A 24,030-nucleotide genomic window follows, 5' to 3' on the forward strand; every position below is an offset into this window, starting at 1 on the left:
GCGCCTGCGCGTTGCAGACGCTCCAAAGGTGCGAATAATAGCACAAGGGTTAAAAGCGAGATGCCGATTACCGTTAAAAGATATGTATACGCATTGTCTTTCATCTTGCAGGCGTGTTGTCTGCGCCGTGAATCCACAGTCACTCTCTTTTCCCGCTCCAGTCGTTACAACCCTCCGCGAATCAATCCCCCCATCCCGCGGCGCTCCATAAACGCCGCCACCTGATGACGCACTTCGGTCGCCATCTGCGCCTCAAGGCTGCGTCTGGCAAGGGTTTGCGCGTCTTCAAAATCGATATGCCGCAGCAGATATTTCACACGCGCTACCGAACGGCCATTCATCGAAAGATGGCGATATCCCAGACCGATAAGAATCGCCACGCACATCGGATCGCCCGCCATCTCGCCGCACAAGCGAAGATCGAGGCCATTTTTTTCGGCTTCCTGCGCAATCATGGACAGTGCGCGCAGCATAGCCGGATGCAGACTGTCGTAAATACTGGCCACGCGAGTATTGTTGCGATCTACCGCCAGGATATATTGCGTTAAATCGTTGGTGCCGACCGAGATAAAGTCGATCCGGTTAGCCAGATGCGGCAGCATAAATACCATGGACGGCACTTCCAGCATAATGCCGATACGCGGTTTCGGGATCGCATAGCCGATCATCTCCTCGACCTCGCGCCCGGCGCGTTCGATCAGACGCCGCGCTTCATCGACTTCATCAATACTGGTGACCATCGGCAACAAAATGCTGAGGTTGCCAGTCGCCGCATTGGCGCGCAGCATCGCGCGGACCTGGATCAAAAATATCTCCGGCTGATCCAGCGTAATGCGGATCCCGCGCCAGCCCAGGCACGGGTTCTCCTCGCTGATCGGCATATAGGGCAGTTGTTTATCCGCTCCCACATCCAGGGTCCGCAGCGTCACCGGTTTATCGTTAAACATTTGCAGCATCCCTTGATACTGCGCCACCTGCTCTTCTTCCGAGGGAAACCCGCTTTGCAGCATAAAGGGAATTTCAGTACGGTACAGGCCGATACCGTCGATCCGACTGCCTAACTTTTCCTCATGCTCGGGGCTGAGCCCGGCATTCAGCATCACTTTGACTCGCTCGCCGCTTTTCAGTTGGGCGGGAAGATTGACGTCGTCCTCCGCCAGACGACTGAGTTCTATCTCTTCACTAATGAGTCGCTGATATTCCTGAATAAGCACGGGTTCAGGATCGACCAGTAATTCACCGCGATAGCCATCCACCACCAACGTACGGCGATGTAGCACCGAAGGCTGGATATCCGCGCCCATGACGGTCGGGATACCGAGCGCGCGCACCATAATCGCCGCATGCGAGTTTGCCGCGCCGTCGCGCACTACAACGCCCGCCAGCCTGTCCTGCGGCAGCTCCGCCAGGGTGGTCGCCGACAGCTCATCCGCGACCAGAATAAAACGTTCCGGCCAGGCGTTTGGCCCCTGAACTGAATCATCAAGGTGGAATAACAGCCGCTGCCCCAGCGTGCGTAAGTCTCCCGCACGTTCTTTGAGGTAGTTATCGGTTAGCGCCGCAAATTGCTCGGCAAATTTTTCGATGATTTTTTTAACGGCCCACTCCGCAACAGCGCCTTTGTCGACCTCGGCGAAGAGTTCGCGACGCAGTCTGGCATCTGAAAGCAGGTGTGAGTACAGATCGAAAATGGCCGCCGTCTCTTTTTGCGCGCCGGCGGCAAAGCGTTTGCTGTATCGTCGGAATTCGTTCGCCGCCTCTTCCAGCGCGCCGGTCAGTCGTTCGCGTTCAAGAGAGGTATCCAGCGTAGACGCTTCGTAAACCTGTTCCATCAGCGGCATGGTCGCGTCTTGCCAGCCCGTTGCGATAGCCACGCCCGGCGCCGCAGGAAGCGCGCGGATTCGCGTCTGCCGGTATTGCCCGAACAGCGCTGTGACCTGCGACTGTGACAGGATAGCCGCCATCTGCGTAGCGAGCGTGACGAGGAAAGACTCTTCGCTTTCATCGTACTGGCGCAATTCGCGCTGCTGTACGACCAGCACGCCGAGAAGTTGGCGACGCTGAATGATCGGCACGCCGAGAAACGCGCGAAAACGCTCCTCTTTTACCGAAGGAATGTATTTAAAGCTGGGATGTTTTTGCGCATCGGCAAGGTTAATGGGCTCCGCCAGTCTGCCCACCAGACCGACGATCCCCTCATCAAACGCAAGCGCAACGGTTCGACCACGCGGTTTTTTCAACCCCCGCGTCGCCATCAGGTAATAACAACGTCGGTCATGATCGGCCAGGTAAACCGAGCAAACCTCTGTATCCATCGCAAGACAGATATCCGTGACCAGAATATTCAGCGCCTCGTTCAGACGCGGCGCACTGGCCACTTTTTCGACTATTTCGCGCAGGCGAGTGAGCATAATTTGCGTGGCTTAACCTCTTTTACGTCGATAAGCAGGCGCGCTTTGTAGCTTAGGGGGATTATCCTGAAGCGCCATGACAACACTTGCAAACTCTTTCATTACCCTGCGGTAGACATCGCGTTTAAATGACACCACTTGTCGAACCGGATACCAGTAACTTACCCAGCGCCAGCCGTCAAACTCCGGCGTACTGCTGGTTTGCATATTGATTTCGGCGTCGGCGCTCATTAACTGCAAAAGAAACCACTTTTGTTTCTGGCCGATACATACCGGCTTTGTGTCCCAACGCACCAAACGTTTTGGTAACTTGTAACGCAACCAGTTGCGAGTAGAAGCAAGGATCCGCACATCTTTACGGCTTAACCCAACTTCTTCAAACAGTTCCCGGTACATCGCCTGTTCTGCCGACTCCCCTGGATTTATCCCGCCCTGCGGGAACTGCCAGGAGTGCTGACCAAATCGCCGGGCCCACATCACCTGCCCCTGACGATTACAAATTACGATACCTACATTTGGGCGGTAGCCATCGTCATCAATCACCGGACTACCTCAACATAAACCTTATATATGAACGATTGTTTCATACTCCAGTGAGGCGGTAAACCACTCTGTAATAGTGACACAGCCTAATAACAATTGAATAACTCACAGTAAATAGCCGAGTTATAAACAGATGATGACGCCCTTGCGCCATTTTATTCACCTTTTCTGTGGATATAGTTGTGAAGAAGTATGGAATTACCACGGGAAAACCCAGAACAGTCTGAATTCCTCATGCGGAAAACAGTAAAAATAGTGCCTTATATTCATTGTGTTATAGACAAATCCTACATGCCGCCTTCATAAAGCGTGACCAGTATCACATCTAAGATCCTTATGCTGATGAAAGATCAACCAGCGTCGGTTTTATCCACAGATTGTGCCAATAACTTACGCACTATTTGTCTGAATTTTCGATTTTCGTCGCACGTCAAGGCTGTAAATGGAAACAGTAGTGGTGGTTTTACACAGTTATCCCAACTTTCTGTGGATAACATAGTGTAAGATCCTGTTTATTGTCAGTGACCAGAATTGGAAAACCCGCTTCAGCGTTGCGCAACACGAAGAAACAACACAAAAAAGGCAATAAAAATCAGTCTATTGAATATAAGACACAGAAAAAGATAAACTCTGCCCATACGGTATAAAATCACTGTTCACTTTTTAACCTAAGGTAATAGTCATGTCCGCTCTTTGTCCGCTACCGACTCCGCCTGCTTCGGAAGCATTGCTGTTAGCCCAGGCGCGGCAGCTTTCCGGCTATACGTTAGGCGAGCTGGCGGCGATGGCCGGCATTACCACGCCTAAAGATTTGAAGCGAGACAAAGGCTGGATCGGCGTCTTGCTGGAGATCTGGCTCGGCGCCAGCGCCGGGAGCAAGCCGGAGCAGGATTTCGCCGCGTTAGGCGTAGAACTGAAAACCATCCCGGTGGATAGTCTGGGTCGTCCTCTGGAAACAACCTTTGTTTGCGTGGCGCCGTTAACCGGTAACAGCGGCGTGACCTGGGAGACAAGTCACGTACGGCATAAATTGAAGCGCGTGCTATGGGTACCGGTCGAAGGCGATCGCAGCATACCGTTAGCCGAACGCCGCGTAGGTTCGCCGCTACTCTGGAGTCCGAGTGAAGAAGAGGACAGGCAGCTACGCCTCGACTGGGAAGAGCTGATGGACATGATAGTGCTGGGCCAGGTGGAACGCATTACCGCCCGCCATGGCGAAGTCTTGCAACTGCGACCCAAAGCCGCCAATGCCAGGGCGCTCACCGAGGCTATCGGCGCGCGCGGGGAACCTATTTTGACGCTACCGCGTGGATTTTATCTGAAAAAAAATTTTACGCAGGCGCTGCTGGCTCGCCATTTTTTATTGCAGAATCCGTAACGTCCATTACACGCAAATGCGCCTCCGCTATGGCTACGCATCGGGCCGATGCCGGATAAACGTAAGCGTATTGTCGCCGCTATTTTACACCGTTCCTGGTTGCGCAAATTCAGCCTGGGCTTTCGCCCGTCACTCGACGGGCCTATAATTACCGCTTCTTTTTTTGGCAGGACTTTGTTCGATGTTATTTGCATGGATAACCGATCCTAATGCCTGGCTGGCGCTCGGTACGCTGACGCTGCTGGAGATTGTACTTGGGATCGACAACATTATTTTTCTTTCTCTGGTGGTAGCAAAACTTCCTACGGCGCAACGGAACCACGCACGGCGGCTTGGGTTGGCGGCGGCGATGGTCATGCGCCTGGCGCTGCTGGCGTCAATCGCCTGGGTCACTCGGCTGACTAATCCGCTGTTTGAGCTTTTCGGCGAAGCGATTTCCGCCCGCGATCTCATTCTTCTACTGGGCGGGTTATTTTTAATCTGGAAAGCCAGCAAGGAGATCCATGAGTCCATCGAAGGCGAAGAAGAAGGGTTAAAAACCCGGGTTTCTTCTTTCCTGGGCGCAATAGTGCAGATTATGCTGCTGGATATTATTTTCAGCCTTGATTCAGTTATCACAGCGGTTGGCCTCTCCGATCATCTGTTTATTATGATGGCGGCAGTCGTTATTGCCGTGGGCGTCATGATGTTTGCGGCACGGCCCATCGGCGAGTTTGTCGATCGCCATCCGTCGGTAAAAATGCTGGCGCTCTCCTTTCTGATCCTGGTTGGCTTTACCCTGATTCTGGAAAGTTTCGACGTTCACGTTCCGAAAGGGTATATCTATTTCGCCATGTTCTTCTCTATCGCAGTAGAGAGCCTGAACCTGTTGCGTAATAAAAAGAATCCGCTGTAATCCTGTCTCGCTCCCCCGCCGGGGGAGCGAATACTCACTTTATTTCCTTTCTTCTCACAGATTAAGATTTTGCTGCTTCCGACATGCAGAGCTGCGCGTTATTACTAGACTATTATCAGACATATGATTAACAGACTATTATCAGATGCAGGCTACGTGAGGACAAACGGATGAAAAAGTGGGCAGTTGTAATTTCCGCAGTAGGGTTGGCTTTTGCGGTATCCGGATGCAGCAGCGATTATGTAATGGCAACGAAAGATGGTCGTATGATCCTGACCGATGGAAAACCACAAGTTGACGATGATACCGGTCTGGTCAGCTATACCGATGCACAGGGAAACGAGATGCAAATCAACCGTGACGAAGTGTCTCAAATCATCGAACGTTAAGCGGTGGCCTGTGATCGAGGTCAGCGTTCTGCAAACCTTCAGGCTGCGTCCTGTAACGGTGCGTGGCGACCACGCCCGGTAACCATTACGCCGCGCAGCCTGCAATTTTACTTTCCCTTTTGCCTTCCCTCTGCCATTTTTATTGTCCTTTGTCGGGAATTTCTGACTTCATAATAAAAAGGAAACGGCTATGCACTATCACCGTATACCCCACAGCTCGCTCGAAGTAAGTACGCTAGGGCTGGGCACAATGACATTTGGTGAACAAAACAGCGAAGCCGACGCTCACGCACAGCTCGACTATGCCATCGCAAATGGCATTAACCTTATCGATGCCGCCGAGATGTATCCGGTACCTCCGCGCCCGGAAACACAAGGGCTGACGGAATCCTATATCGGTAACTGGCTCGCCAAACGCGGCAACCGTGAAAAACTGATCATCGCCAGCAAAGTTAGCGGACCGGCACGTAATAATGATCAAGGCATCCGGCCTCATCAGGCGCTGGATCGTAAAAATATTCGCGAAGCGCTACACGGCAGCTTGACCCGATTGCAGACCGACTATCTGGATTTGTATCAGGTGCACTGGCCGCAGCGCCCCACTAACAGCTTCGGTAAACTCGGCTATAACTGGACAGACTCCACGCCAGTAGTAAGTCTACTAGAGACGTTAGACGCGCTAAGTGAGTTTCAGCGAGCGGGTAAGATTCGTTATATTGGCGTTTCAAATGAGACAGCGTTTGGCGTTATGCGCTATCTGCATCTGGCGGAAAAACATGACCTGCCGCGTATTGTCACTATCCAGAACCCCTATAGCCTGTTAAACCGCAGTTACGAGGTCGGACTGGCGGAAGTCAGCCAGTATGAAGGTGTTGAATTGCTCGCCTATTCCTGTCTGGCGTTTGGCACATTAACCGGTAAATACCTGAACGAGGCCAAACCCGCAGGCGCGCGGAATACCTTGTTCAGCCGCTTCACACGTTACAGCGGCGAACAGGCGCAAAAAGCCGTTGCCGCCTACGTCGATATCGCGAAGCGTCACAATCTTGATCCGGCGCAGATGGCGCTGGCCTTTGTTCGCCGCCAGCCGTTTGTCGCCAGTACGTTACTGGGCGCAACCACGATGGCGCAGCTCAAGACGAATGTGGAAAGTCTGCATCTGACGTTAAGCGAAGAGGTTCTGGCGGAGATTGAGGCGGCGCATCAGGTTTATACCTACCCGGCGCCGTGATGGTCAGTGCCCGGTGGCGCTACGCTTCCGGGCTTACAGAGACAATGTAAGCCGGATAACGCGCACTCGCCGCCCGGCATATTCACTCAGTATGATGCCTGCCGGCGCTGCCAGATCCACAGCGCCGCGATCGCCAGCGCGAACAGCACGCCAAAGCCGATACCTATCGCCACTGCCGGAACGCCAACCAGCACCGCGAGCGAGTACAGTCCCAGCATTAATAGCATGGCGCTATTCTCGCCCAGATTTTGTACGGCAATGGCATTCCCGGCGCCAACGCTCTTCTTACCGCGCTCCTGGAGCAAGGCGTTGAGCGGCACCACAAAAAAGCCGCCCAGCATACCTATCAACAGCAACAAGGCATAAGCAGGCAGCAATGCGTGCTGTAATGAGAAGATCGCAACCACAACGCCAATCAAAATCCCGGCGGGCATACAGCGCGATACGGTCTCCAGCATCACCAGTTTTGCCGCCGCACCCGCGCCGACCACAATGCCTACCGCCACCATGGCGTTCAGGTAAGTTGGCGTGGCGTTATCCGTAATGCCCAGCGCCACCGGCACCCACAGCACCAGCAGAAAACGCAGCGTCACGCCTGCGCCCCAGAATAGCCCGGTCCCCACCAGCGAAAAACGCGTTTCACCGTTACGCCAAAGGACAACGCAAGCGCAGAAGAAGCTACGCGTCATCGCCGACAACCGCCAGGATTGTCCTGGACGCGCCGCCACAAGCTTCGGGATAAACAGGTTCGCCGCCACTGCGCCAGCGTAGGCCAACGCGCAGGCAACCAGCGCGGCGATGACATGCCAGTCGGCCAATACGCCGCCCGCGACGGAACCGAGCAAAATCGCCGCAATCGTAGAGGCTTCCATCAGGCCATTGGCTTTCACCAGCTTATCGCCCGTCGTCAGTTCGCCCAGAATACCGTATTTCGCCGGAGAATAAGCCGCCGCGCCAATCCCGACCAACGTATAACCGACAAAAGGATTCACGCCGAGGCAGATACCTGCCGCTCCCGCCAGTTTAAGACCATTGGCGACCATCATCACCTGGCCTTTGGCAAAGCTGTCCGCTATCTGGCCGACAAACGGCGCAAAAAGAATGTAAGCGCCCACAAACACCATTTGCAAAACAGGCTGGCTCCAGTCCGGGTAAAACTGAGCTTTCAGCAGTGCCAGCGTCGCGAACAGCAGCGCATTATCGCCAAAAGCCGAGAGAAACTGCGCGACAATCACCGACAGCATCCCTTTCGACCAGATGGAAGTGTTAGTACGTACTGACTCACTCATGATGTTGTTCCGGCGCATCCACCCAACTTTTCAGCGTCACAAAATCGGGTTTCCCGCTGCCAAGCAAGGGAAGCTGTTTCAGATAACGAATATCACGCGGGACGGCCAGTTCCGGAATACCGTGTTCACGGGCATAGTGCTGTAACTTTTCTCGGGTGAGTTCGCTGTCAGTCGTAAACAGTACCAGCGCTTCACCTTTGCTGGCATCGCTTTTAATGGCGGTAGCGTGCATTTTGTCCGCCGAAACGCCAAGCGCCAGTTGCTCGACCATCTCCAGCGAGACCATTTCGCCAGCAATTTTCGCAAAGCGTTTCGCGCGCCCCTGAATCTGCACAAAACCATTTTCATCGAAGCGTACAATATCGCCCGTGTCGTACCACCCGCGCTCGGTTTCGCCTCTGGCGTTTTCCGCTGACGGCACCTCCAGCACGCCCGGTTTTTCCACGCGCAGATAGCCATTCATGATATTCGGCCCTTTCAGCTGTAGCCGACCGCCGTTTTCAATACCGGGCACCGCCAGCAGACGCGCGTCCATGCCAGGCAGAATGCGGCCAACAGTGCCCGGCTTAGCCGCCATCGGCACGTTAATCGAGACTACTGGCGCGCATTCCGTTACCCCGTAGCCCTCAAGAATGCGCAGACCGAATTTATCCTGCCACAGTTGTTTAGTGCTCTCCTGAAGTTTTTCCGCACCGGCCACCACATAGCGCAGGCGATAAAAATCATACGGATTGGCAAAGCGCGCATAGTTGCCGAGGAAGGTTGATGTACCAAACAGCACGGTACAGTTACGGTCATAGACCAGTTCCGGCACAATGCGATAGTGCAGCGGGCTTGGATAAAGAAACACTTCCGCGCCGGTCAACAACGGCGTAAACAGGCCCACCGTCAAACCGAACGAGTGAAAGAGCGGCAGCGCCGACATAAAACGGTCATTGGCGGTGAAATCCGCAATCGTTTTTATCTGCTCGACGTTCGCCAGAATGCTTTTATGGCTGTGCACCACCCCTTTCGGGTGCCCTTCCGAGCCGGAGGTAAAAAGAATGATCGCCGCGTCTTCCGGCTGCTGTTTTACCTGTGCCAGTCGCGGCACCAGGAGGTGGGCAAAAATCCACAGCTTGTCGGCGGGTGTGACGTCCGCTTTTAAATCTTCCAGGTAAACCCAGCGAACCTGCGTTAGCTGTTCCGGCAGGTGCCATAATTTACCTTTATCGAGGAACTGGCGGGAGGTAAAAATCGTTTTAATTTCCGCCGCGGTAATCGCGCTGGTCAGCCCTTTTACCCCCGCTGTGTAGTTCATCATGGCCGGAATGCGGCGACGAGAAACCGCGCCGAAAATCACCGCCGCGCTGATGGCGGCATTCGGCAGCATTAAACCGATTTTCTCGCCCTCAACGCTGTACTTTTCCAGAATCCGGCCAACAAAAAGCGTCTTGGTCAGTAACTTACGATACGTATCCGGCGTAAAGTTAATGTCCTCAATACAGTTTTTACCTGCGCCGTAACGATATTGCGCCGCCAGCAACGATTCGTATAACGTCTCGCGCGGGCGCACCGCCATACGCGCTTCCATCATGATCTGGTGCAGCATCTCACCCGCTATCTTACGTCTGTCGCGCGCGCGCGGCGCTTCCGGCATCGGTATTTGCGTCGGCGGTAAAATATGAAGCTGAATGCGGGGGAATAAGCGCCGTTTAACCAGACCTTTAAGGCGACTGAAAGGCGTAAGCTCCGCGCCGTCAATGCGGAGCGGAATGACGGTTGCGCCCGATTTTGCCGCCACAAAGCCTGCGCCGTCATAAATTTTCATCAGCGAGCCGGTCACGGAAATCCGCCCTTCCGGGAAAATCACCACTGGACGCCCCAGCTCCACCAGACGCACCAGGTGTTTAATGGACATGGGTTTAGTGGGATCGAGCGGCACAAAATCGATCAGCGGCGTTAACCAGCGCATATACCATTGCTGGCTGATGGAGGTATATACCGCAAAGACAGGCCGTACCGGCAAAAACAGCGCCAGTAGCATACCATCGATAAATGAAACGTGATTGGGGGTAATTAAGACCCGGTTCCCCTGTAGCGCCCGGACATCGCCAGTGACGCGCACACGATAAAGCACGCGAAACAGGTTACGGAAAAATCCAAACAGCATTTCAACTCCCTTTGGCCGACAATTCGCTAAAACATGAATTGTGGCAGATTACACGAGTTGCGTAACAGGAGCGATAGCAAAATAGGTTCGAAAAAAAACCTGCGCATCCGCGCAGGTTGGTGCAAGAGACAGGTACGAAGAGCGTACCGAATAATCTCACCAATCAATACCTCTGGGATCTTGATTGTGGGCTTCGCGCGTCTGCATCGCCAGTCCGAAAACGCAAAGGAATAAACGGAAATGCAACGAGTTGTGTAAATTATCCGTTACTGTTACAGGTTCAGGCGAAACAAAAAAAAACCTGCGCATCTCTACGCAGGTTGGTGTAATTCGTGTGATCAACAATGACGTTGATTCCACCTATCAATACCTCTGGGATCACCACTCTATCAACCTGACTCGCTGGCCTGCCAGCAGACAATCGCAACAGCGCTTCGCAAACTGTAACGAAAGATTTGTATTGTCACTTTACAGACGCATTTCTCCCGTGCAGGTCACATTTGCCCGACACGGCGGGGCAAGAGGCTTGAACAGACGTTCATTTTCCGTAAAACTGGCGTAATGTAAGCGTTTACCCACTATAGGTATTATCATGGCGACCATAAAAGATGTAGCCCGACTGGCCGGTGTTTCAGTCGCCACCGTTTCTCGCGTTATTAACGATTCGCCAAAAGCCAGCGAAGCGTCCCGGCTGGCGGTGACCAGCGCAATGGAGTCCCTGAGCTATCACCCTAACGCCAACGCGCGCGCGCTGGCACAGCAGGCAACGGAAACCCTCGGTCTGGTGGTCGGCGACGTTTCCGATCCTTTTTTCGGCGCGATGGTGAAAGCCGTTGAACAGGTGGCGTATCACACCGGAAATTTTTTACTGATTGGCAACGGGTATCATAACGAACAAAAAGAGCGTCAGGCTATTGAACAGTTGATTCGTCATCGTTGCGCAGCGTTAGTGGTACACGCCAAAATGATTCCGGATGCGGACCTGGCCTCATTAATGAAGCAAATCCCCGGCATGGTGCTGATTAACCGCATTTTACCGGGGTTAGAACACCGCTGTGTCGCGCTGGATGACCGTTACGGGGCATGGCTGGCGACCCGACATCTGATCCAGCAAGGTCATACGCGTATTGGGTATATCTGTTCCAACCACACCATCTCTGATGCCGAAGATCGCCTGAGGGGCTATTACGATGCGCTGGCGGAAAGCCATATTCCGGCTAACGATCGGCTGGTGACGTTCGGCGAACCGGATGAAAGCGGCGGCGAGCAGGCGATGACTGAGTTATTAGGCCGCGGCAGAAATTTTACCGCGGTGGCCTGCTATAACGACTCGATGGCGGCTGGCGCGATGGGAGTATTAAATGATAATGGCGTGGGGGTGCCGGGCGAAGTATCGCTCATCGGTTTTGATGATGTACTGGTCTCACGCTATGTGCGTCCCCGACTGACCACCATTCGGTATCCGATCGTCACCATGGCGACACAGGCGGCGGAGCTGGCGTTAGCGTTGGCGGGGAAATGCCCTACGCCAGAAGTAACTCATGTATTTAGTCCGACACTGGTACGCCGACATTCGGTATCCACGCCGACGGATACCGGACACCTGTCGACAACCGATTAATCAGGGTAGCATGATGGCGACAATGCTGGATGTTTCCCGCCATGCGGGCGTATCAAAGGCCACCGTCTCACGAGTGCTGAATGGGACGGGGCAGGTAAAAGAAAGCACGCGCCAGAAAGTGTTTACGGCGATGCAGGCTCTGGACTATCGCCCCAACCTGCTGGCACGCTCGCTGGCGAATCGCACCAGCAACAGCATCGGTCTGGTCGTCTCTACGTTTGACGGCTTCTATTTTGGCAGTTTGTTGCGCCGGGCGTCGCGCCAGGCGGAGTTTCATAACAAGCAGTTGATCGTCACCGATGGTCACGATACGCCGGAACGAGAGCAGAAAGCCGTACAAATGTTGGCCGACAGACAGTGCGACGCTATTATTCTTTACACTCGCTATATGGATGAGCCGGCGATTTTGTCGTTGATTGACGCCACGGAAATGCCGCTGGTGATTATTAATCGCAACGTCACTCAGGCCCGCGATCGCGCTATTTTCTTTGAGCAGGAGACGGCGGCATTCCAGGCGGTGGAATATCTGATTACGCAGGGCCATCGCGATATCGCCTGTATTACGCTGCCTGTTCATACTCCCACCGGCACATCACGCGTAGCGGGTTATCGCAAGGCGCTGGAAAAATATGGCATTCCCTGGCAACCGGCAAAAGTGAAATACGGCGATTACACGCTGACGCGCGGCTATGACGCCTGCCGGGAATTACTGGAGGAAGGCGTCACGTTTAGCGCGCTATTCGCCTGTAATGATGACACGGCGCTGGGCGCGGCAAAAGCGCTGCGCCAGGCCGGATTACGCATCCCGCAGGATGTGTCGCTGTTTGGTTTTGACGATGCGCCGGGCGCAACCTGGCTTGAACCGGGGCTTTCAACAGTCTATTTACCCATCGAGGATATGATAGCCACCGCAATCGATCAGGCCGTTCGTCTGGCGAACAGCGAGCCGGTCGCCCCGATCCCGCCCTTTACCGGCACGCTGATTCTGCGCGAGTCCGTCGCCGCGGGCCCGTTTTTTCAACGTCCGGCCTAATGATGCGCTTCAGAACATCTCCAGCGCTAACAGCTCTTCAATGGTCTGACGACGGCGGATCAGCCGCGCCTGTCCATTGTCAAACAGCACTTCCGGCAGGAGCGGGCGGCTGTTGTAATTCGATGACATAGACGCGCCGTACGCGCCGGTATCGTGCAATACGAGGTAATCGCCGGGGATGACCGCAGGTAAGGCGCGTGTTTCAACCATTCCCCCTTCCTGCTGCGTAAAAACATCGCCTGATTCGCATAGCGGCCCGGCGACCACCGTCTCGACCCACGGGCCATTTTCAAGCGCGCGACCATCCGCCGCCAGCGCCGAAATACGGTGATAGCTACCGTACATCGCCGGGCGCATCAGATCGTTAAAACCCGCATCTACCAGCACGAAATGGCGGCTTCCCATCTGTTTTACGCTACGCACCTGCGTTACCAGCACGCCCGATTGCGCCACCAGAAAACGTCCGGGTTCGATCTCAAGTTTGACCGCATGTCCCAGATGGCGGGCGATTTGCTCGCGCGCTGCGTTCCACAGGCCATAGTAATGGCGCGTATCAACGGGCTCTTCTCCCTCACGATAAGGTATCGAGAGTCCGCCGCCTGCCGAAATCGCCTCCACATCCTGACCACATTCCAGCACCTGGCGTACCATCGCGCCGCAAACCTGCTCCAGATGGCCATAATCGACGCCGGAACCAATGTGCATATGGATACCGACAAGTTTCAGTCGGTATTTCTGCATTACCGCCAGCGCCGCTGGAAGATCGCTATGCCAGATGCCGTGTTTGCTGTTTTCGCCCCCGGTGTTGGTTTTCTGGCTGTGGCCGTGACCAAAGCCAGGATTCACGCGCAACCAGACGCGATGCCCAGGCGAAACCTGACCAAGCTGCGTCAGCATATCTACCGAGCCGGCATTGACCGGAATATGCAGTTCACTGACGCGCGCCAGCGTGGCGGCATCAATCACATCGGCGGTAAAAACGATATCATCAGGGCACGTTTGCGGATCGTAGCCCGCCGCCAGCGCACGTTCGATCTCTCCCAATGAAACAGAATCCACCTTGACACCCTGCGCGCGCATTAAGCGCAGGATATGAATGTTCGAACAGGCTTTTTGCGCAAAACGCACGACGTCAAACTGCTGCAGGGCGGCTATCTGACGGCGAATAATGTGCGCGTCATAGACCCAGACCGGACAGCCAAATTCAGCAGGCAATCTGAGCAAATTTTCAGCGTTAAGGTCAGTTTCAGCGTGATAATGCGGCAATGACATAACAAACTCCGGAACAGGCTTTTTAACGATTACGCCATACCTTAGAAAGAATAAAAAATATCGTTTTATTGTCAGCCTATGCAAAAATGATATGGGATAAATGATTCAGGGAAACGTATGGCTGCCGTTAATTTACGTCACATTGAAATTTTTCACGCCGTAATGACTGCCGGAAATCTCACCGAAGCGGCGCGGCTGCTGCATACCTCGCAGCCTACCGTCAGTCGCGAGCTGGCGCGTTTTGAGAAAGTGCTGGGATTAACGCTGTTTGAGCGCACACGCGGGCGTTTACATCCGACGGTGCAAGGGCTACGCCTGTTCGAAGAGGTACAACGCTCCTGGTATGGGTTGGATCGCATCGTCAGCGCGGCGGAAAGCCTGCGCGAGTTCCGTCAGGGCGAGCTCTCTATCGCCTGCCTGCCGGTCTTTTCACAATCCTTTTTGCCGCCGTTACTACCGCCTTTTCTGGCGCGTTATCCGGATGTCAGCCTGAATATTGTGCCGCAGGAGTCGCCGTTGCTGGAAGAGTGGCTCTCCGCCCAGCGCCACGACTTAGGGCTGACGGAGACGCTTCATGCCCCGGCAGGAACAACCCGTACCGAGTTACTAACGCTAAATGAAGTGTGCGTACTGCCCTGCGACCATCCGCTTGCCGCCAAAACGGTACTGACGCCAGACGATTTTCAGGGGGAAAACTTTATCAGCCTCTCCCGCCTGGACAGCTATCGACAGTTGTTGGATACGTTATTTGCCGAACATCAGGTGAAGCGCAGAATGGTGGTGGAAACGCATAGCGCGGCCTCCGTCTGCGCGATGGTGCGCGCCGGGGCGGGCGTTTCGATCGTTAACCCGCTAACCGCGCTGGACTATGCCGCCAGCGGCGTCACCGTTCGCCGCTTCAGCATTGACGTGCCCTTTACCGTCAGCCTGATTCGCCCGCTACACCGCCCCGCCTCCGCGCTGGTTGACGCCTTCAGTAAGCATTTACAAACGCACCTTTCGCGCCTGGTCGAACCGCTGGAGGTTATTCTGGGGCCGATGACGAAAGCATAAAGCTCACGGCATCTGCGGCATGAATTGCCGTGGTATCGAAAACCGGTAGCGCGCTTTGCGTCTGGGGAACAAGCAAACCTATTTCAGTGCAGCCAAAAATAACGCCCTGCGCGCCTTGCGCAGCCAGTTGTTCGATAACCTGTAAATAATAGTGGCGCGACGCGTCAGTGAATGTCCCCTGGCAGAGCTCGTCAAAAATGACCTGATTGATACGCGCCCGATCGTCCGCCTCCGGCACGATGGTCTCAATCGCAAATTGCTGTTCCAGCCGCCCGCGATAAAAATCCTGCTCCATCGTATAGCGAGTCCCTAATAGCGCCACGCGATGCAACCCCTGACGGGCGATGGCTCGCCCGGTAGCATCCGCGATGTGTAGGAAAGGCAGCGAACAACGAGATTCAATAATGTGCGCGATTTTATGCATGGTGTTGGTACACAGCACAATGCCTTCTGCACCCGCCTGCTGTAACCCCTGCGCGGCCTGCGCCAGGATATCGCCCGCTTTATCCCACTCGCCGCGGCGTTGACATACTTCAATATCGTGGAAATCTACGCTATGCAGCAGTAATCTCGCCGAGTGCAGGCCTCCCAACTGCTGTTTAATGCCTTCATTGATTAAACGGTAATAAGGGATAGTCGATTCCCAGCTCATACCACCCAACAGTCCGATCGTTTTCACTGCGCTCTCCTTTTTGTAAAGCATTATGGCAGTGAAGCAAACTTACACATCCGTTTCCAGTCTATTTTTCATCATGCCGGATAACAGGCGTTATCCGGCATGGGAGGGGGGATTACACGCCAATATTTCTTAGCTTCTCGCCCGCCATCAGCTTGCGTTCGATGTGCTCCAGGGTGACATTTTTGGTTTCCGGAATCAGCCAGAAAGTGATGCCGATAAAAGCGATATTCAGCGCGGTGTAAAGCCAGAATGTACCTGCCGCGCCAATGCTGTCCAACAGTGTCAGGAATGTCGCGCCGATGATCATGTTCGATACCCAGTTTGTCGTGGTTGAACAGGTAATGCCAAAATCACGGCATTTCAGCGGCTGGATTTCCGAACACAGTATCCACACCACCGGAGCGGCGCTCATCGCGTAACCGGCGATACACATCATCGTCATCCCAACGGAAAGCCAGGAGAGACCGCTTGATGCCGTACCGTTATCAAACTGCATCAGGCAGTAGCCCAACACCAATGTCCCTAACGCCATTACGCTGAAACCGATTTTTAACGCCGGTTTACGCCCGGCCTTATCGACCGTAAAGACGGCGATAAACGTCGCGAACATAAAGGTCAGCCCGACCACCAGCGTGGCGATCATTTGCTGTTCCGTGGTGGTAAAGCCGGCCATTTTAAAAATGCGCGGCGCATAGTACATAATGATGTTCATGCCGGTGAACTGCTGCATTGCCTGTAGCAGCATACCGAGGAACACGGCGCGGCGAACATTGCGGTTAGCTTTAAATAATGCCCACCCGCCCTGCTTGAGTTTGAGGCTTTCCCGAATCTCATTCAGTTCATCACGGGCTTTTTCCGAGGTATCGCGCAGCATACGCAGCACCTCTTCCGCTTCGATATGGCGACCTTTTTGCGCCAGCCAGCGCGGACTATTCGGCAGGAATACCACCAGAATAATGAGCAACACCGCAGGCAGCGCCAGCACGCCCAACATCGCGCGCCAGTTGCCGCTGTAGCTGAATGCCGTATCGGATAAAAAAGCCAGCACAATGCCTAACGTCACCATCAGTTGATACATACTGATCATTTTGCCGCGAACATTTTCACTTGCCATTTCAGAGAGATAAAGCGGCGCGGTATAGGAGGCAATCCCTACTGCTACGCCCAGTATCACGCGGGCGCCAATCAATACTTCCACGCTGGAAGCAAACGCCGACCCCAGCGAGCCGAGCACAAACAAAATCGCGCCGGCCATCAGGCTATACTTACGCCCCAGCCGGAATGAAAGCCAGCCGTTAAATAATGCGCCAATTGCCGCGCCAAGCATCATACTGCTGACGACCCATTCCTGCAGCCGGCTGGTCAGTACGAAATGGTCGGTAATAAAAGGCAGCGCCCCGGCGATAACGCCGATATCCAGACCAAATAACAGTCCCGCTACCGCTGCAGAAACCGAAACAAACATATTCATACGTCGTGTGTCGCGAAGCGAACGCGGCGTTAAAGCAGAGTCATTAATAGAGACCATATTTTCCTGCCACAACAGAGTAAGACATAGCCTGAAAGTACGGGATACTCTTCCCCAAGTGTCAGGCTGGAAACGGCATAAATATGGATTAAATGGCTACGCTATAGCGATATGTGATGGATATTACACTTTTTAAATTTAACGCCGTTGCCGGGTATTTTTTTAAACTACCAATATTTCAATAAATTAAAGCATTGATCATAGCTATTATTTAACAATATATGGATTAAGTTAAACCCACAATATGGACTATGCTAATGAGATCATAAAAAAACCCTGTACCAGGACAGGGCTTTATCAGTTTTTCGGCCAAAGAGTCGATTTTCCCAGAAACGCATTTGTCAGTAGCGGATTAACGCGCCAGCCAACCGCCATCTACCGCTATGGTATAGCCGTTAATATAATCAGCGGCGCTGGATGCCAGGAAGACTACCGGGCCCATTAAATCGCCCGGTAGCCCCCAACGTCCAGCCGGAATACGGTCGAGAATTTCGGCGCTACGTTGTGCATCAGCGCGCAATTGCTGGGTATTATTCGTGGACATATAGCCCGGCGCGATGGCGTTTACATTGATATTGTGTTTCGCCCACTCGTTCGCCATCAGACGCGTTATTCCCATTACGCCGCTTTTCGACGCGGTATAAGACGGAACGCGAATGCCGCCCTGGAAGGAGAGCATAGACGCGATATTAATAATTTTGCCGCCGTTGCCCTGGGCAATAAAATATTTTGCCGCCGCCTGAGACATAAAGAACACGCTCTTGATGTTCAGGTTCATGACGTCATCCCAGTCTTTTTCCGTGAAATCAATCGCATCTTCACGACGGATCAAACCCGCGTTATTCACCAGAATATCAATATGACCGTATTCCGCCACCGCCCGTTCCAGTAATGCCGGAATACCATCGATTTGACGCAGATCGGCTGTCAGGCTTAAAAAACGACGTCCCAGAGCGGTGACGCGCGCAATAGTTTCCGTCGGTTCAACAATGTTAATACCGACAATGTCACAGCCCGCTTCCGCCAGCCCTAACGCCATCCCCTGCCCCAATCCGGTATCGCACCCCGTCACAACCGCGACTTTACCCTCAAGAGAAAATGCATTCAAAATCATTGTTAATCCTTATTTTTGTCATGCCTGTCACGCACAGGCGTTATCACCGGTCGCGACTAGCGCAGATCTTGTACCGCAACGTGATCCATGTCATCGAAGACCTGATTTTCTCCCACCATGCCCCAAATAAACGTATAGGCTTTGGTGCCAACGCCGGAATGTATTGACCAGCTTGGGGAAATAACCGCCTGTTCATTACGCATCACAATATGACGGGTTTCCTGAGGCTGCCCCATCATATGGAAAACGCAACTGTCTTCTTCCATATTGAAATAGAGGTAAACTTCCATACGGCGCTCATGGGTATGGCATGGCATGGTGTTCCATAGATTGCCGGGCGCCAGTTCGGTGAGTCCCATACTGAGCTGACAGGTTTCCAGTACATCCGGTACGAAGTATTTATTGATGGTGCGACGGTTACTGGTGAGGTTATCGCCTAAGGTGACGGGCGCAACGTCGGCAGGCGACACTTTTTTCGTCGGATAAGCGGTATGCGCTGGCGCGCAGTTGTAATAAAACTTCGCCGGTCTGCTCGCCTCATTGCTGACGAAGACCAGCTCTTTCGCCCCTTTACCAATATACAGAGCATCACGATGACAAATGTCATGGCGCTGCCCGTCAACGATAATGGCGCCCGCGCCGCCAATATTAATGACGCCCAGCTCGCGGCGGTCCAGTAACCGGGAAACGCCAAGCTGTTTACCCACCTCTCCGCCGATTTCAACAGAATGGCTGACGGGCATAATGCCGCCGACAATAATACGGTCGATATGGCTGTAGACCATCGTATATTCATCAGCGACAAAAATATTTTCTATTAAAAACTCGCGTCGCAGCGCCTGGGTGTCCAGCGTTTTAGCGTGCTCGCTATGGATGCTTTGCCTTACGTCCACTTTTCCCTCCAATGATAAATCGATCGCAACGGCATAAAATCAAAACACTGTTTTGATTTATTTAACGGCATCATAGTCGCCTGGATGAAGGTTTTCAACAATAAATAAAACAACGTTTCATTTATATGGTTGGTTATTTTTAAAACTGCTGTAGCGATCACGAACGGCGCTAAAACTTACACACATGTCTGATTTTCAGACATGTGCGCCAGATGCTGTATGCGGTTACTCAGATAAAAATTGAAGCTTGTTTTAGAACGAGGTCTGATGTGCAAATTGAATTAAAAGCGGTATGCGTCTGCAATGCCCGACGCGGCAAGACGTTCTGCGCTATAACGAAAAAGGGGGTTCTGTCACTGGCTTTGCCCTCGTGATAGAGGGCTTTTTATAACGGAATATTGAAGCAGGAAAAGGATGGCTGGCGCAGAATCAATCGCGTTCAATGGTTAAAGCAACGCCCTGGCCGCCACCGATACACAGCGTCGCCAGGCCTTTACGCGCGTCGCGTTTAACCATTTCGTGCACCAGTGAAACCAGAATTCGACAGCCGGACGCGCCAATAGGATGCCCCAGCGCAATCGCGCCGCCATTAACGTTTACCCGTCGCTCATCCCATTCCAGCATTTTTCCTACCGACAACGCCTGGGCGGCAAACGCTTCGTTGGCTTCGATAAGGTCGACCTCCGCCAGTTGCCAACCGGCACGCTCCAGACAGCGCCGGGTAGCATATACCGGCGCAATCCCCATTAGCGCAGGATCGACGCCGACGCTGGCAAACGCGCGGATGCGCGCCAGCACCGGCAGCCCCAGCGCCTGGGCTTTCGTCTCGCTCATCATCATCACCGCGGCTGCGCCATCGTTGATTGAGGAGGCATTACCCGCCGTCACCGAACCTAAACTATCAAACGCCGGATGCAGCAGGGCTAACCCCTCCGCACTGGCGTCGGCCCGCGGTTGTTCATCCGTATCGACAATTGCGGTCTGCCCATTACGTTGCGTGACGATGGGGACAATCTCATCTTTAAAACGCCCGGTATCAATCGCAGCCCTGGCTTTTTGCTGCGAACTGAGCGCATAAGCATCCTGTAACTCGCGGCTGATGCCATATTCCCGCGCCAGGTTTTCTGCCGTCACGCCAATGTGATAATCGTTGAAGGCATCCCATAAGCCATCATGTACCAGACTATCCACCAGATTGTCGGCATCAGGCAACGCGCCGGTACGGCTATCATTGAGGACATGCGGCGCACGGCTCATATTCTCCTGCCCGCCCGCGATAACAATGTCCGCTTCGCCGCACTGAATAGCCTGCGTCGCCAGGTGCAACGCTTTTAAACCGGAACCACAAACGTCATTAATGGTAATGGCGGAAACGGTTGTCGGCAGCCCTCCTTTGATGGCTGACTGGCGCGCCGGATTCTGCCCGGCGCCAGCCGTCAGTACCTGACCGAGGATGACCTCATCGATAGCGTTAGCGTCCACGCCGGTGCGCTCAATTAACGCTTTTACGACCATGCTCCCCAGCTCGACGGCGGAATGACGGGCCAGCGTTCCCTGAAAACAGCCGATGGGTGTCCGTAAAGCCCCCACTATCACAACCTCTTTCATTACCACCTCAGCGCAAAATGACACCGCCATAGTAGAGCATTGTTAAAATTAGTTATCTTGATTGTTTAAAAAAAGTGAGTTTTATCACAAAGGAAATGACGCTGATTTGACGGTGACGCAGCTTATTTCTGCTGCAAATGGTAGCGAAGCCAGTTCCCCGCCGTTCCGGGCGGCGTCTTCTTGTTCCACAGCAAATCAATAGCAATCGCCCTCGGCCAGCCAGGAACATCCAGCTGCGCCAGCGGTTTTTCCGCCGCAAACTCTTCCACCAGCGCGCAGGGCAATACGCACCAGCCAAATCCCTGAACCGCCATGCTCAACAGCAATAAATAGTTTGGCGCTGACCAGGCCGGGCCGCGCGTAATGTTGGCGTTAGATTCAAGGTAGGTATTCAGACGCAGCTCGCGCCAGGTATGCAGTTGCTCCCATCGCAGGTTCGTCTGCGACGCCAACGGATGCGTGGTCGCCACATAAACCCCCATCCAGCTTTGAACAGGCAGACGCGTCGCGCCAATGTCTGTGGGATAGTTATCACGCGCTTCAATCAGGCCTATCTGGGCGCGCCCTTTTTGCAGCAGGTCGATGACATCATCATTTTCTCCGATCAAGCATTCAAACTCGGTATGCGGAAATTGACGATCAAACTGCGCCATTAACTCTTCCAGACTGTCAGGGTGCAGGGTATCAGAGAGGACGAACGTGAGTCTTGCCTCCGTCTCGCCGGATAACGTCAGCGCCACCTCATCCAGACGATCGCTCGCCGATAAAATAGCCTGAACATAGCTAAGCACCCGTTTTCCTTCTTCGGTCAGAACGGGCTGGCGCGAAGATCGATCAAATAATGAAAATCCCAGATCCGCCTCCAGATGCGCAATGGCGGTACTAATGGTGGACTGGCTTTTACGCAGGCGGCGCGCCGCCGCAGAAAACGAACCGCAAGAGACGGTCTCAACAAATGCCATTAACGCTTCAGGTGAGTAACGCATAACCTATCTACTTTATCGATGGATGTTATCTTTTAGGTATCACATTAAACGATAAAATAGCGGAAATTTCTTTAGCTTGATTAAGAGTAAGGTTTTTTCGTTTATGCAACATGACGCCATACAACGTCGCTCGCTGCCGGAGCGTATTTTCCATGCTGTCTGTTTTGAAGGTATTGCGACTGCGATACTGGCGCCAACGACCGCCTGGCTAATGCAGCGCTCGGTGCTGGAGATGGGCGGCCTGACGATATTGCTGGCAACGACGGCCATGATCTGGAATATCATTTATAACGCTCTGTTTGATCGACTGTGGCCCGCGCATCAGGTGAGACGAACCGCCAAAGTGCGCGCACTCCATGCGTTAGGATTTGAAAGTGGGTTTATTGTCATTGGCGTGAGTATTGTCGCCTGGGTACTGAATGTCAGCCTGCTACAAGCATTCACCCTGGAAATTGGTTTCTTCCTGTTCTTTTTGCCGTACACGATGCTGTACAACTGGGCGTACGATGTTTTACGCCAGCGAATAGTGACCCGCCGCCAACAGCGCGTTAGTGCATGATATTGCTCTTTTTTGCCGGGATCGCAAAGCTCCCGGCCCTCCTCCTCCACGACATCCATCTGCTTAAAACGCCCCCAACTGACGCTATTTATGGTAAATTGCGCTTCTTTTTGTGTGTTTTATAGTTGATAAATTCAAATAATGTCTAAAATTTGGTCAAAAGATGAGACTCTCTGGAGTTTTGCATTATACGGAACGGCTGTAGGCGCAGGCACTCTTTTCCTTCCCATCCAGTTGGGATCGGCAGGCGCAATCGTGCTATTTATTACCGCGCTGGTCGCCTGGCCGCTGACATACTGGCCGCATAAGGCGCTGTGTCAGTTTATTCTTTCCTCAAAGACTTCTGCCGGTGAGGGAATTACTGGCGCCGTTACTCATTATTACGGCAAGAAAATCGGCAGTATTATTACCACGCTTTATTTCATTGCGTTTTTTGTCGTGGTATTAATTTATGCTGTGGCGATTACCAATTCCCTGACAGAGCAATTAGCGAAGCATATTCAGATAGATATTCGCATCCGGATGGCAGTTAGCTTCGGCGTAGTACTTATCCTGAATATGATTTTCTTAATGGGAAGACATGCCACTCTTCGCGTAATGGGCTTTTTAGTCTTTCCACTTATCGCTTACTTCTTGTTCCTTTCGCTCTACTTAACCGGAAGCTGGCAACCCTCGTTACTGACCGGGCAGATGTCTTTGGATAGTCACACGTTGCACCAGGTATGGATTTCTATTCCGGTGATGGTTTTTGCTTTTAGCCATACGCCCATTATTTCGACGTTTGCCATCGACAGACGGGAAAATTTTGGCGATCAGGCCATGGATAAATGCAAAAAGATCATGAAGGTCGCCTATCTGATTATCTGCCTGAGCGTGCTGTTCTTTGTCTTTAGCTGCCTGCTCTCCATTCCACCGTCATACATTGAAGACGCGCGCAACGAAGGCGTTACCATCCTTTCCGCGCTCTCGATGATGCCCAATGCGCCGGCCTGGCTCTCTATTTCCGGTATAATCGTTGCCGTCGTGGCCATGTCGAAATCTTTCCTCGGCACCTATTTCGGCGTCATTGAGGGCGCAACCGAAATGGTAAGAACCACCCTACAGCAGGTTGGCGTGAAAAAAAGCCGGGCGTTCAATCGCGCGCTGTCTATCATGCTGGTTTCCGGGATTACGTTTATTATTTGCTGTATTAACCCGAATGCCATCTCTATGATTTATGCCATTAGCGGCCCGCTCATTGCGATGATTCTGTTTATTATGCCCACGTTGTCAACGTACCTGATACCGGCATTGAAACCCTACCGTTCAGTAGGTAATTTCATTACGTTGGTCGTCGGTTTACTTTGCGTATCGGTGATGTTTTTCGGCTAAAGTAAAAGATAGCCGGGATATAACT

At 53.2% G+C, this 24,030-nt stretch carries 20 protein-coding genes; 9 read left to right on the top strand and 11 right to left on the bottom strand.

Annotation, left to right across the window (positions count from 1 at the left end):
- Positions 1-164: 164 nt before the first annotated feature.
- Together ptsP and rppH are read right to left on the bottom strand one after the other, a co-directional pair.
- Positions 165-2,411 carry a phosphoenolpyruvate--protein phosphotransferase gene (gene ptsP, locus ACLJRE_RS01480; protein WP_000957888.1) on the bottom strand — a complete coding sequence of 749 codons (2,247 nt, stop codon included), beginning with the start codon at positions 2,409-2,411 and terminating at the stop codon, positions 165-167.
- A 12-nt stretch (positions 2,412-2,423) separates the two neighbouring features.
- Positions 2,424-2,954 carry an RNA pyrophosphohydrolase gene (gene rppH / locus ACLJRE_RS01485; protein WP_000564481.1) on the bottom strand — a complete coding sequence of 177 codons (531 nt, stop codon included), beginning with the start codon at positions 2,952-2,954 and terminating at the stop codon, positions 2,424-2,426.
- Between the two features lie 682 nt (positions 2,955-3,636).
- Here rppH and mutH point away from each other — a divergent pair.
- The 4 genes from mutH (at position 3,637) to ACLJRE_RS01505 (ending at position 6,847) form a co-directional block, all read left to right on the top strand.
- The gene (gene mutH / locus ACLJRE_RS01490) at positions 3,637-4,332 is read left to right on the top strand and encodes a DNA mismatch repair endonuclease MutH (protein ID WP_001726905.1); all 696 of its coding nucleotides are present in this window, start codon (positions 3,637-3,639) and stop codon (positions 4,330-4,332) included.
- A 181-nt stretch (positions 4,333-4,513) separates the two neighbouring features.
- Positions 4,514-5,227, top strand: coding sequence for a TerC family protein (locus tag ACLJRE_RS01495; RefSeq protein WP_000895635.1), 714 nt, complete (start codon positions 4,514-4,516; stop codon positions 5,225-5,227).
- 170 nt (positions 5,228-5,397) lie between these two features.
- A complete protein-coding gene (locus ACLJRE_RS01500) occupies positions 5,398-5,616 on the top strand; it encodes a YgdI/YgdR family lipoprotein (RefSeq protein ID WP_000758662.1) in 219 nt (72 codons plus the stop codon).
- Positions 5,617-5,806: 190 nt separating this feature from the next.
- Positions 5,807-6,847, top strand: a complete 1,041-nt coding sequence (locus ACLJRE_RS01505) for an NADP(H)-dependent aldo-keto reductase (RefSeq protein WP_023212722.1) — start codon at positions 5,807-5,809, stop codon at positions 6,845-6,847.
- A gap of 86 nt (positions 6,848-6,933) precedes the next feature.
- On the opposite strand, the gene lplT is transcribed toward ACLJRE_RS01505, so the two are convergent.
- Entirely contained in the window at positions 6,934-8,136 is a 1,203-nt protein-coding gene (lplT, locus tag ACLJRE_RS01510) for a lysophospholipid transporter LplT (protein ID WP_023212721.1), read from the bottom strand.
- The gene (gene aas / locus ACLJRE_RS01515; RefSeq protein WP_023212720.1) at positions 8,129-10,288 is read right to left on the bottom strand and encodes a bifunctional acyl-ACP--phospholipid O-acyltransferase/long-chain-fatty-acid--ACP ligase; all 2,160 of its coding nucleotides are present in this window, start codon (positions 10,286-10,288) and stop codon (positions 8,129-8,131) included. The genes lplT and aas overlap by 8 nt, the downstream gene beginning before the upstream one ends.
- A 592-nt stretch (positions 10,289-10,880) precedes the next feature.
- Here aas and galR point away from each other — a divergent pair.
- Together galR and ACLJRE_RS01525 are read left to right on the top strand one after the other, a co-directional pair.
- The gene (gene galR, locus ACLJRE_RS01520; RefSeq protein ID WP_000201030.1) at positions 10,881-11,909 is read left to right on the top strand and encodes an HTH-type transcriptional regulator GalR; all 1,029 of its coding nucleotides are present in this window, start codon (positions 10,881-10,883) and stop codon (positions 11,907-11,909) included.
- Positions 11,910-11,919: 10 nt separating this feature from the next.
- Positions 11,920-12,942: a LacI family DNA-binding transcriptional regulator gene (locus tag ACLJRE_RS01525; protein ID WP_000968338.1), complete on the top strand. Its 1,023-nt coding sequence runs from the start codon at positions 11,920-11,922 to the stop codon at positions 12,940-12,942.
- 9 nt (positions 12,943-12,951) lie between these two features.
- Here ACLJRE_RS01525 and lysA read toward each other — a convergent pair whose 3' ends face one another.
- Positions 12,952-14,214, bottom strand: a complete 1,263-nt coding sequence (gene lysA, locus ACLJRE_RS01530) for a diaminopimelate decarboxylase (protein ID WP_001657232.1) — start codon at positions 14,212-14,214, stop codon at positions 12,952-12,954.
- A gap of 117 nt (positions 14,215-14,331) precedes the next feature.
- Here lysA and ACLJRE_RS01535 point away from each other — a divergent pair, with 117 nt between their 5' ends.
- A complete protein-coding gene (locus tag ACLJRE_RS01535; RefSeq protein WP_000741798.1) occupies positions 14,332-15,267 on the top strand; it encodes a LysR family transcriptional regulator in 936 nt (311 codons plus the stop codon).
- On the opposite strand, the gene ACLJRE_RS01540 is transcribed toward ACLJRE_RS01535, so the two are convergent.
- The 6 genes from ACLJRE_RS01540 to ACLJRE_RS01565 all read right to left on the bottom strand — a co-directional run bounded on the left by ACLJRE_RS01540 (position 15,239) and on the right by ACLJRE_RS01565 (position 22,075).
- Positions 15,239-15,946, bottom strand: coding sequence for an aspartate/glutamate racemase (locus tag ACLJRE_RS01540; protein ID WP_023212719.1), 708 nt, complete (start codon positions 15,944-15,946; stop codon positions 15,239-15,241). The genes ACLJRE_RS01535 and ACLJRE_RS01540 overlap by 29 nt on opposite strands.
- 112 nt (positions 15,947-16,058) lie before the next feature.
- A complete protein-coding gene (gene araE, locus ACLJRE_RS01545) occupies positions 16,059-17,474 on the bottom strand; it encodes an arabinose-proton symporter AraE (RefSeq protein WP_000253635.1) in 1,416 nt (471 codons plus the stop codon).
- Positions 17,475-17,826: 352 nt separating this feature from the next.
- Positions 17,827-18,588 (bottom strand): 2-dehydro-3-deoxy-D-gluconate 5-dehydrogenase KduD, encoded by a 762-nt coding sequence (gene kduD, locus ACLJRE_RS01550; RefSeq protein WP_000602495.1) that lies wholly within the window; start codon positions 18,586-18,588, stop codon positions 17,827-17,829.
- 56 nt (positions 18,589-18,644) lie between these two features.
- On the bottom strand, positions 18,645-19,481 hold the full coding sequence (kduI, locus tag ACLJRE_RS01555) for a 5-dehydro-4-deoxy-D-glucuronate isomerase (protein ID WP_000383273.1): 837 nt from the start codon (positions 19,479-19,481) through the stop codon (positions 18,645-18,647).
- Between the two features lie 429 nt (positions 19,482-19,910).
- Positions 19,911-21,089 (bottom strand): acetyl-CoA C-acetyltransferase, encoded by a 1,179-nt coding sequence (locus ACLJRE_RS01560; protein ID WP_023212718.1) that lies wholly within the window; start codon positions 21,087-21,089, stop codon positions 19,911-19,913.
- 122 nt (positions 21,090-21,211) lie between these two features.
- Positions 21,212-22,075, bottom strand: a complete 864-nt coding sequence (locus tag ACLJRE_RS01565) for a LysR family transcriptional regulator (RefSeq protein WP_023212717.1) — start codon at positions 22,073-22,075, stop codon at positions 21,212-21,214.
- Between the two features lie 103 nt (positions 22,076-22,178).
- Between ACLJRE_RS01565 and ACLJRE_RS01570 the strand changes: the two genes are divergently transcribed.
- On the top strand, positions 22,179-22,634 hold the full coding sequence (locus tag ACLJRE_RS01570) for a multidrug/biocide efflux PACE transporter (RefSeq protein WP_001519547.1): 456 nt from the start codon (positions 22,179-22,181) through the stop codon (positions 22,632-22,634).
- Between the two features lie 141 nt (positions 22,635-22,775).
- Positions 22,776-24,005 (top strand): amino acid permease, encoded by a 1,230-nt coding sequence (locus ACLJRE_RS01575; protein WP_000036837.1) that lies wholly within the window; start codon positions 22,776-22,778, stop codon positions 24,003-24,005.
- The last annotated feature ends 25 nt before the right edge of the window (positions 24,006-24,030 follow it).

It is taken from the genome of Salmonella sp. SAL04157 (genome assembly GCF_046551635.1).
GTDB lineage: Bacteria > Pseudomonadota > Gammaproteobacteria > Enterobacterales > Enterobacteriaceae > Salmonella > Salmonella enterica.

Excerpts from the sequence above, each read along its gene's own strand:
- ptsP (WP_000957888.1), bottom strand. The coding sequence starts at position 2,411 with ATGCTCACTCGCCTGCGCGAAATAGTCGAAAAAGTGGCCAGTGCGCCG.
- mutH (WP_001726905.1), top strand. The coding sequence starts at position 3,637 with ATGTCCGCTCTTTGTCCGCTACCGACTCCGCCTGCTTCGGAAGCATTG.
- ACLJRE_RS01495 (WP_000895635.1), top strand. The coding sequence starts at position 4,514 with ATGTTATTTGCATGGATAACCGATCCTAATGCCTGGCTGGCGCTCGGT.
- ACLJRE_RS01500 (WP_000758662.1), top strand. The coding sequence starts at position 5,398 with ATGAAAAAGTGGGCAGTTGTAATTTCCGCAGTAGGGTTGGCTTTTGCG.
- ACLJRE_RS01505 (WP_023212722.1), top strand. The coding sequence starts at position 5,807 with ATGCACTATCACCGTATACCCCACAGCTCGCTCGAAGTAAGTACGCTA.
- lplT (WP_023212721.1), bottom strand. The coding sequence starts at position 8,136 with ATGAGTGAGTCAGTACGTACTAACACTTCCATCTGGTCGAAAGGGATG.
- aas (WP_023212720.1), bottom strand. The coding sequence starts at position 10,288 with ATGCTGTTTGGATTTTTCCGTAACCTGTTTCGCGTGCTTTATCGTGTG.
- galR (WP_000201030.1), top strand. The coding sequence starts at position 10,881 with ATGGCGACCATAAAAGATGTAGCCCGACTGGCCGGTGTTTCAGTCGCC.
- ACLJRE_RS01525 (WP_000968338.1), top strand. The coding sequence starts at position 11,920 with ATGATGGCGACAATGCTGGATGTTTCCCGCCATGCGGGCGTATCAAAG.
- lysA (WP_001657232.1), bottom strand. The coding sequence starts at position 14,214 with ATGTCATTGCCGCATTATCACGCTGAAACTGACCTTAACGCTGAAAAT.
- ACLJRE_RS01535 (WP_000741798.1), top strand. The coding sequence starts at position 14,332 with ATGGCTGCCGTTAATTTACGTCACATTGAAATTTTTCACGCCGTAATG.
- araE (WP_000253635.1), bottom strand. The coding sequence starts at position 17,474 with ATGGTCTCTATTAATGACTCTGCTTTAACGCCGCGTTCGCTTCGCGAC.
- kduD (WP_000602495.1), bottom strand. The coding sequence starts at position 18,588 with ATGATTTTGAATGCATTTTCTCTTGAGGGTAAAGTCGCGGTTGTGACG.
- ACLJRE_RS01560 (WP_023212718.1), bottom strand. The coding sequence starts at position 21,089 with ATGAAAGAGGTTGTGATAGTGGGGGCTTTACGGACACCCATCGGCTGT.
- ACLJRE_RS01565 (WP_023212717.1), bottom strand. The coding sequence starts at position 22,075 with ATGCGTTACTCACCTGAAGCGTTAATGGCATTTGTTGAGACCGTCTCT.
- ACLJRE_RS01570 (WP_001519547.1), top strand. The coding sequence starts at position 22,179 with ATGCAACATGACGCCATACAACGTCGCTCGCTGCCGGAGCGTATTTTC.
- ACLJRE_RS01575 (WP_000036837.1), top strand. The coding sequence starts at position 22,776 with ATGTCTAAAATTTGGTCAAAAGATGAGACTCTCTGGAGTTTTGCATTA.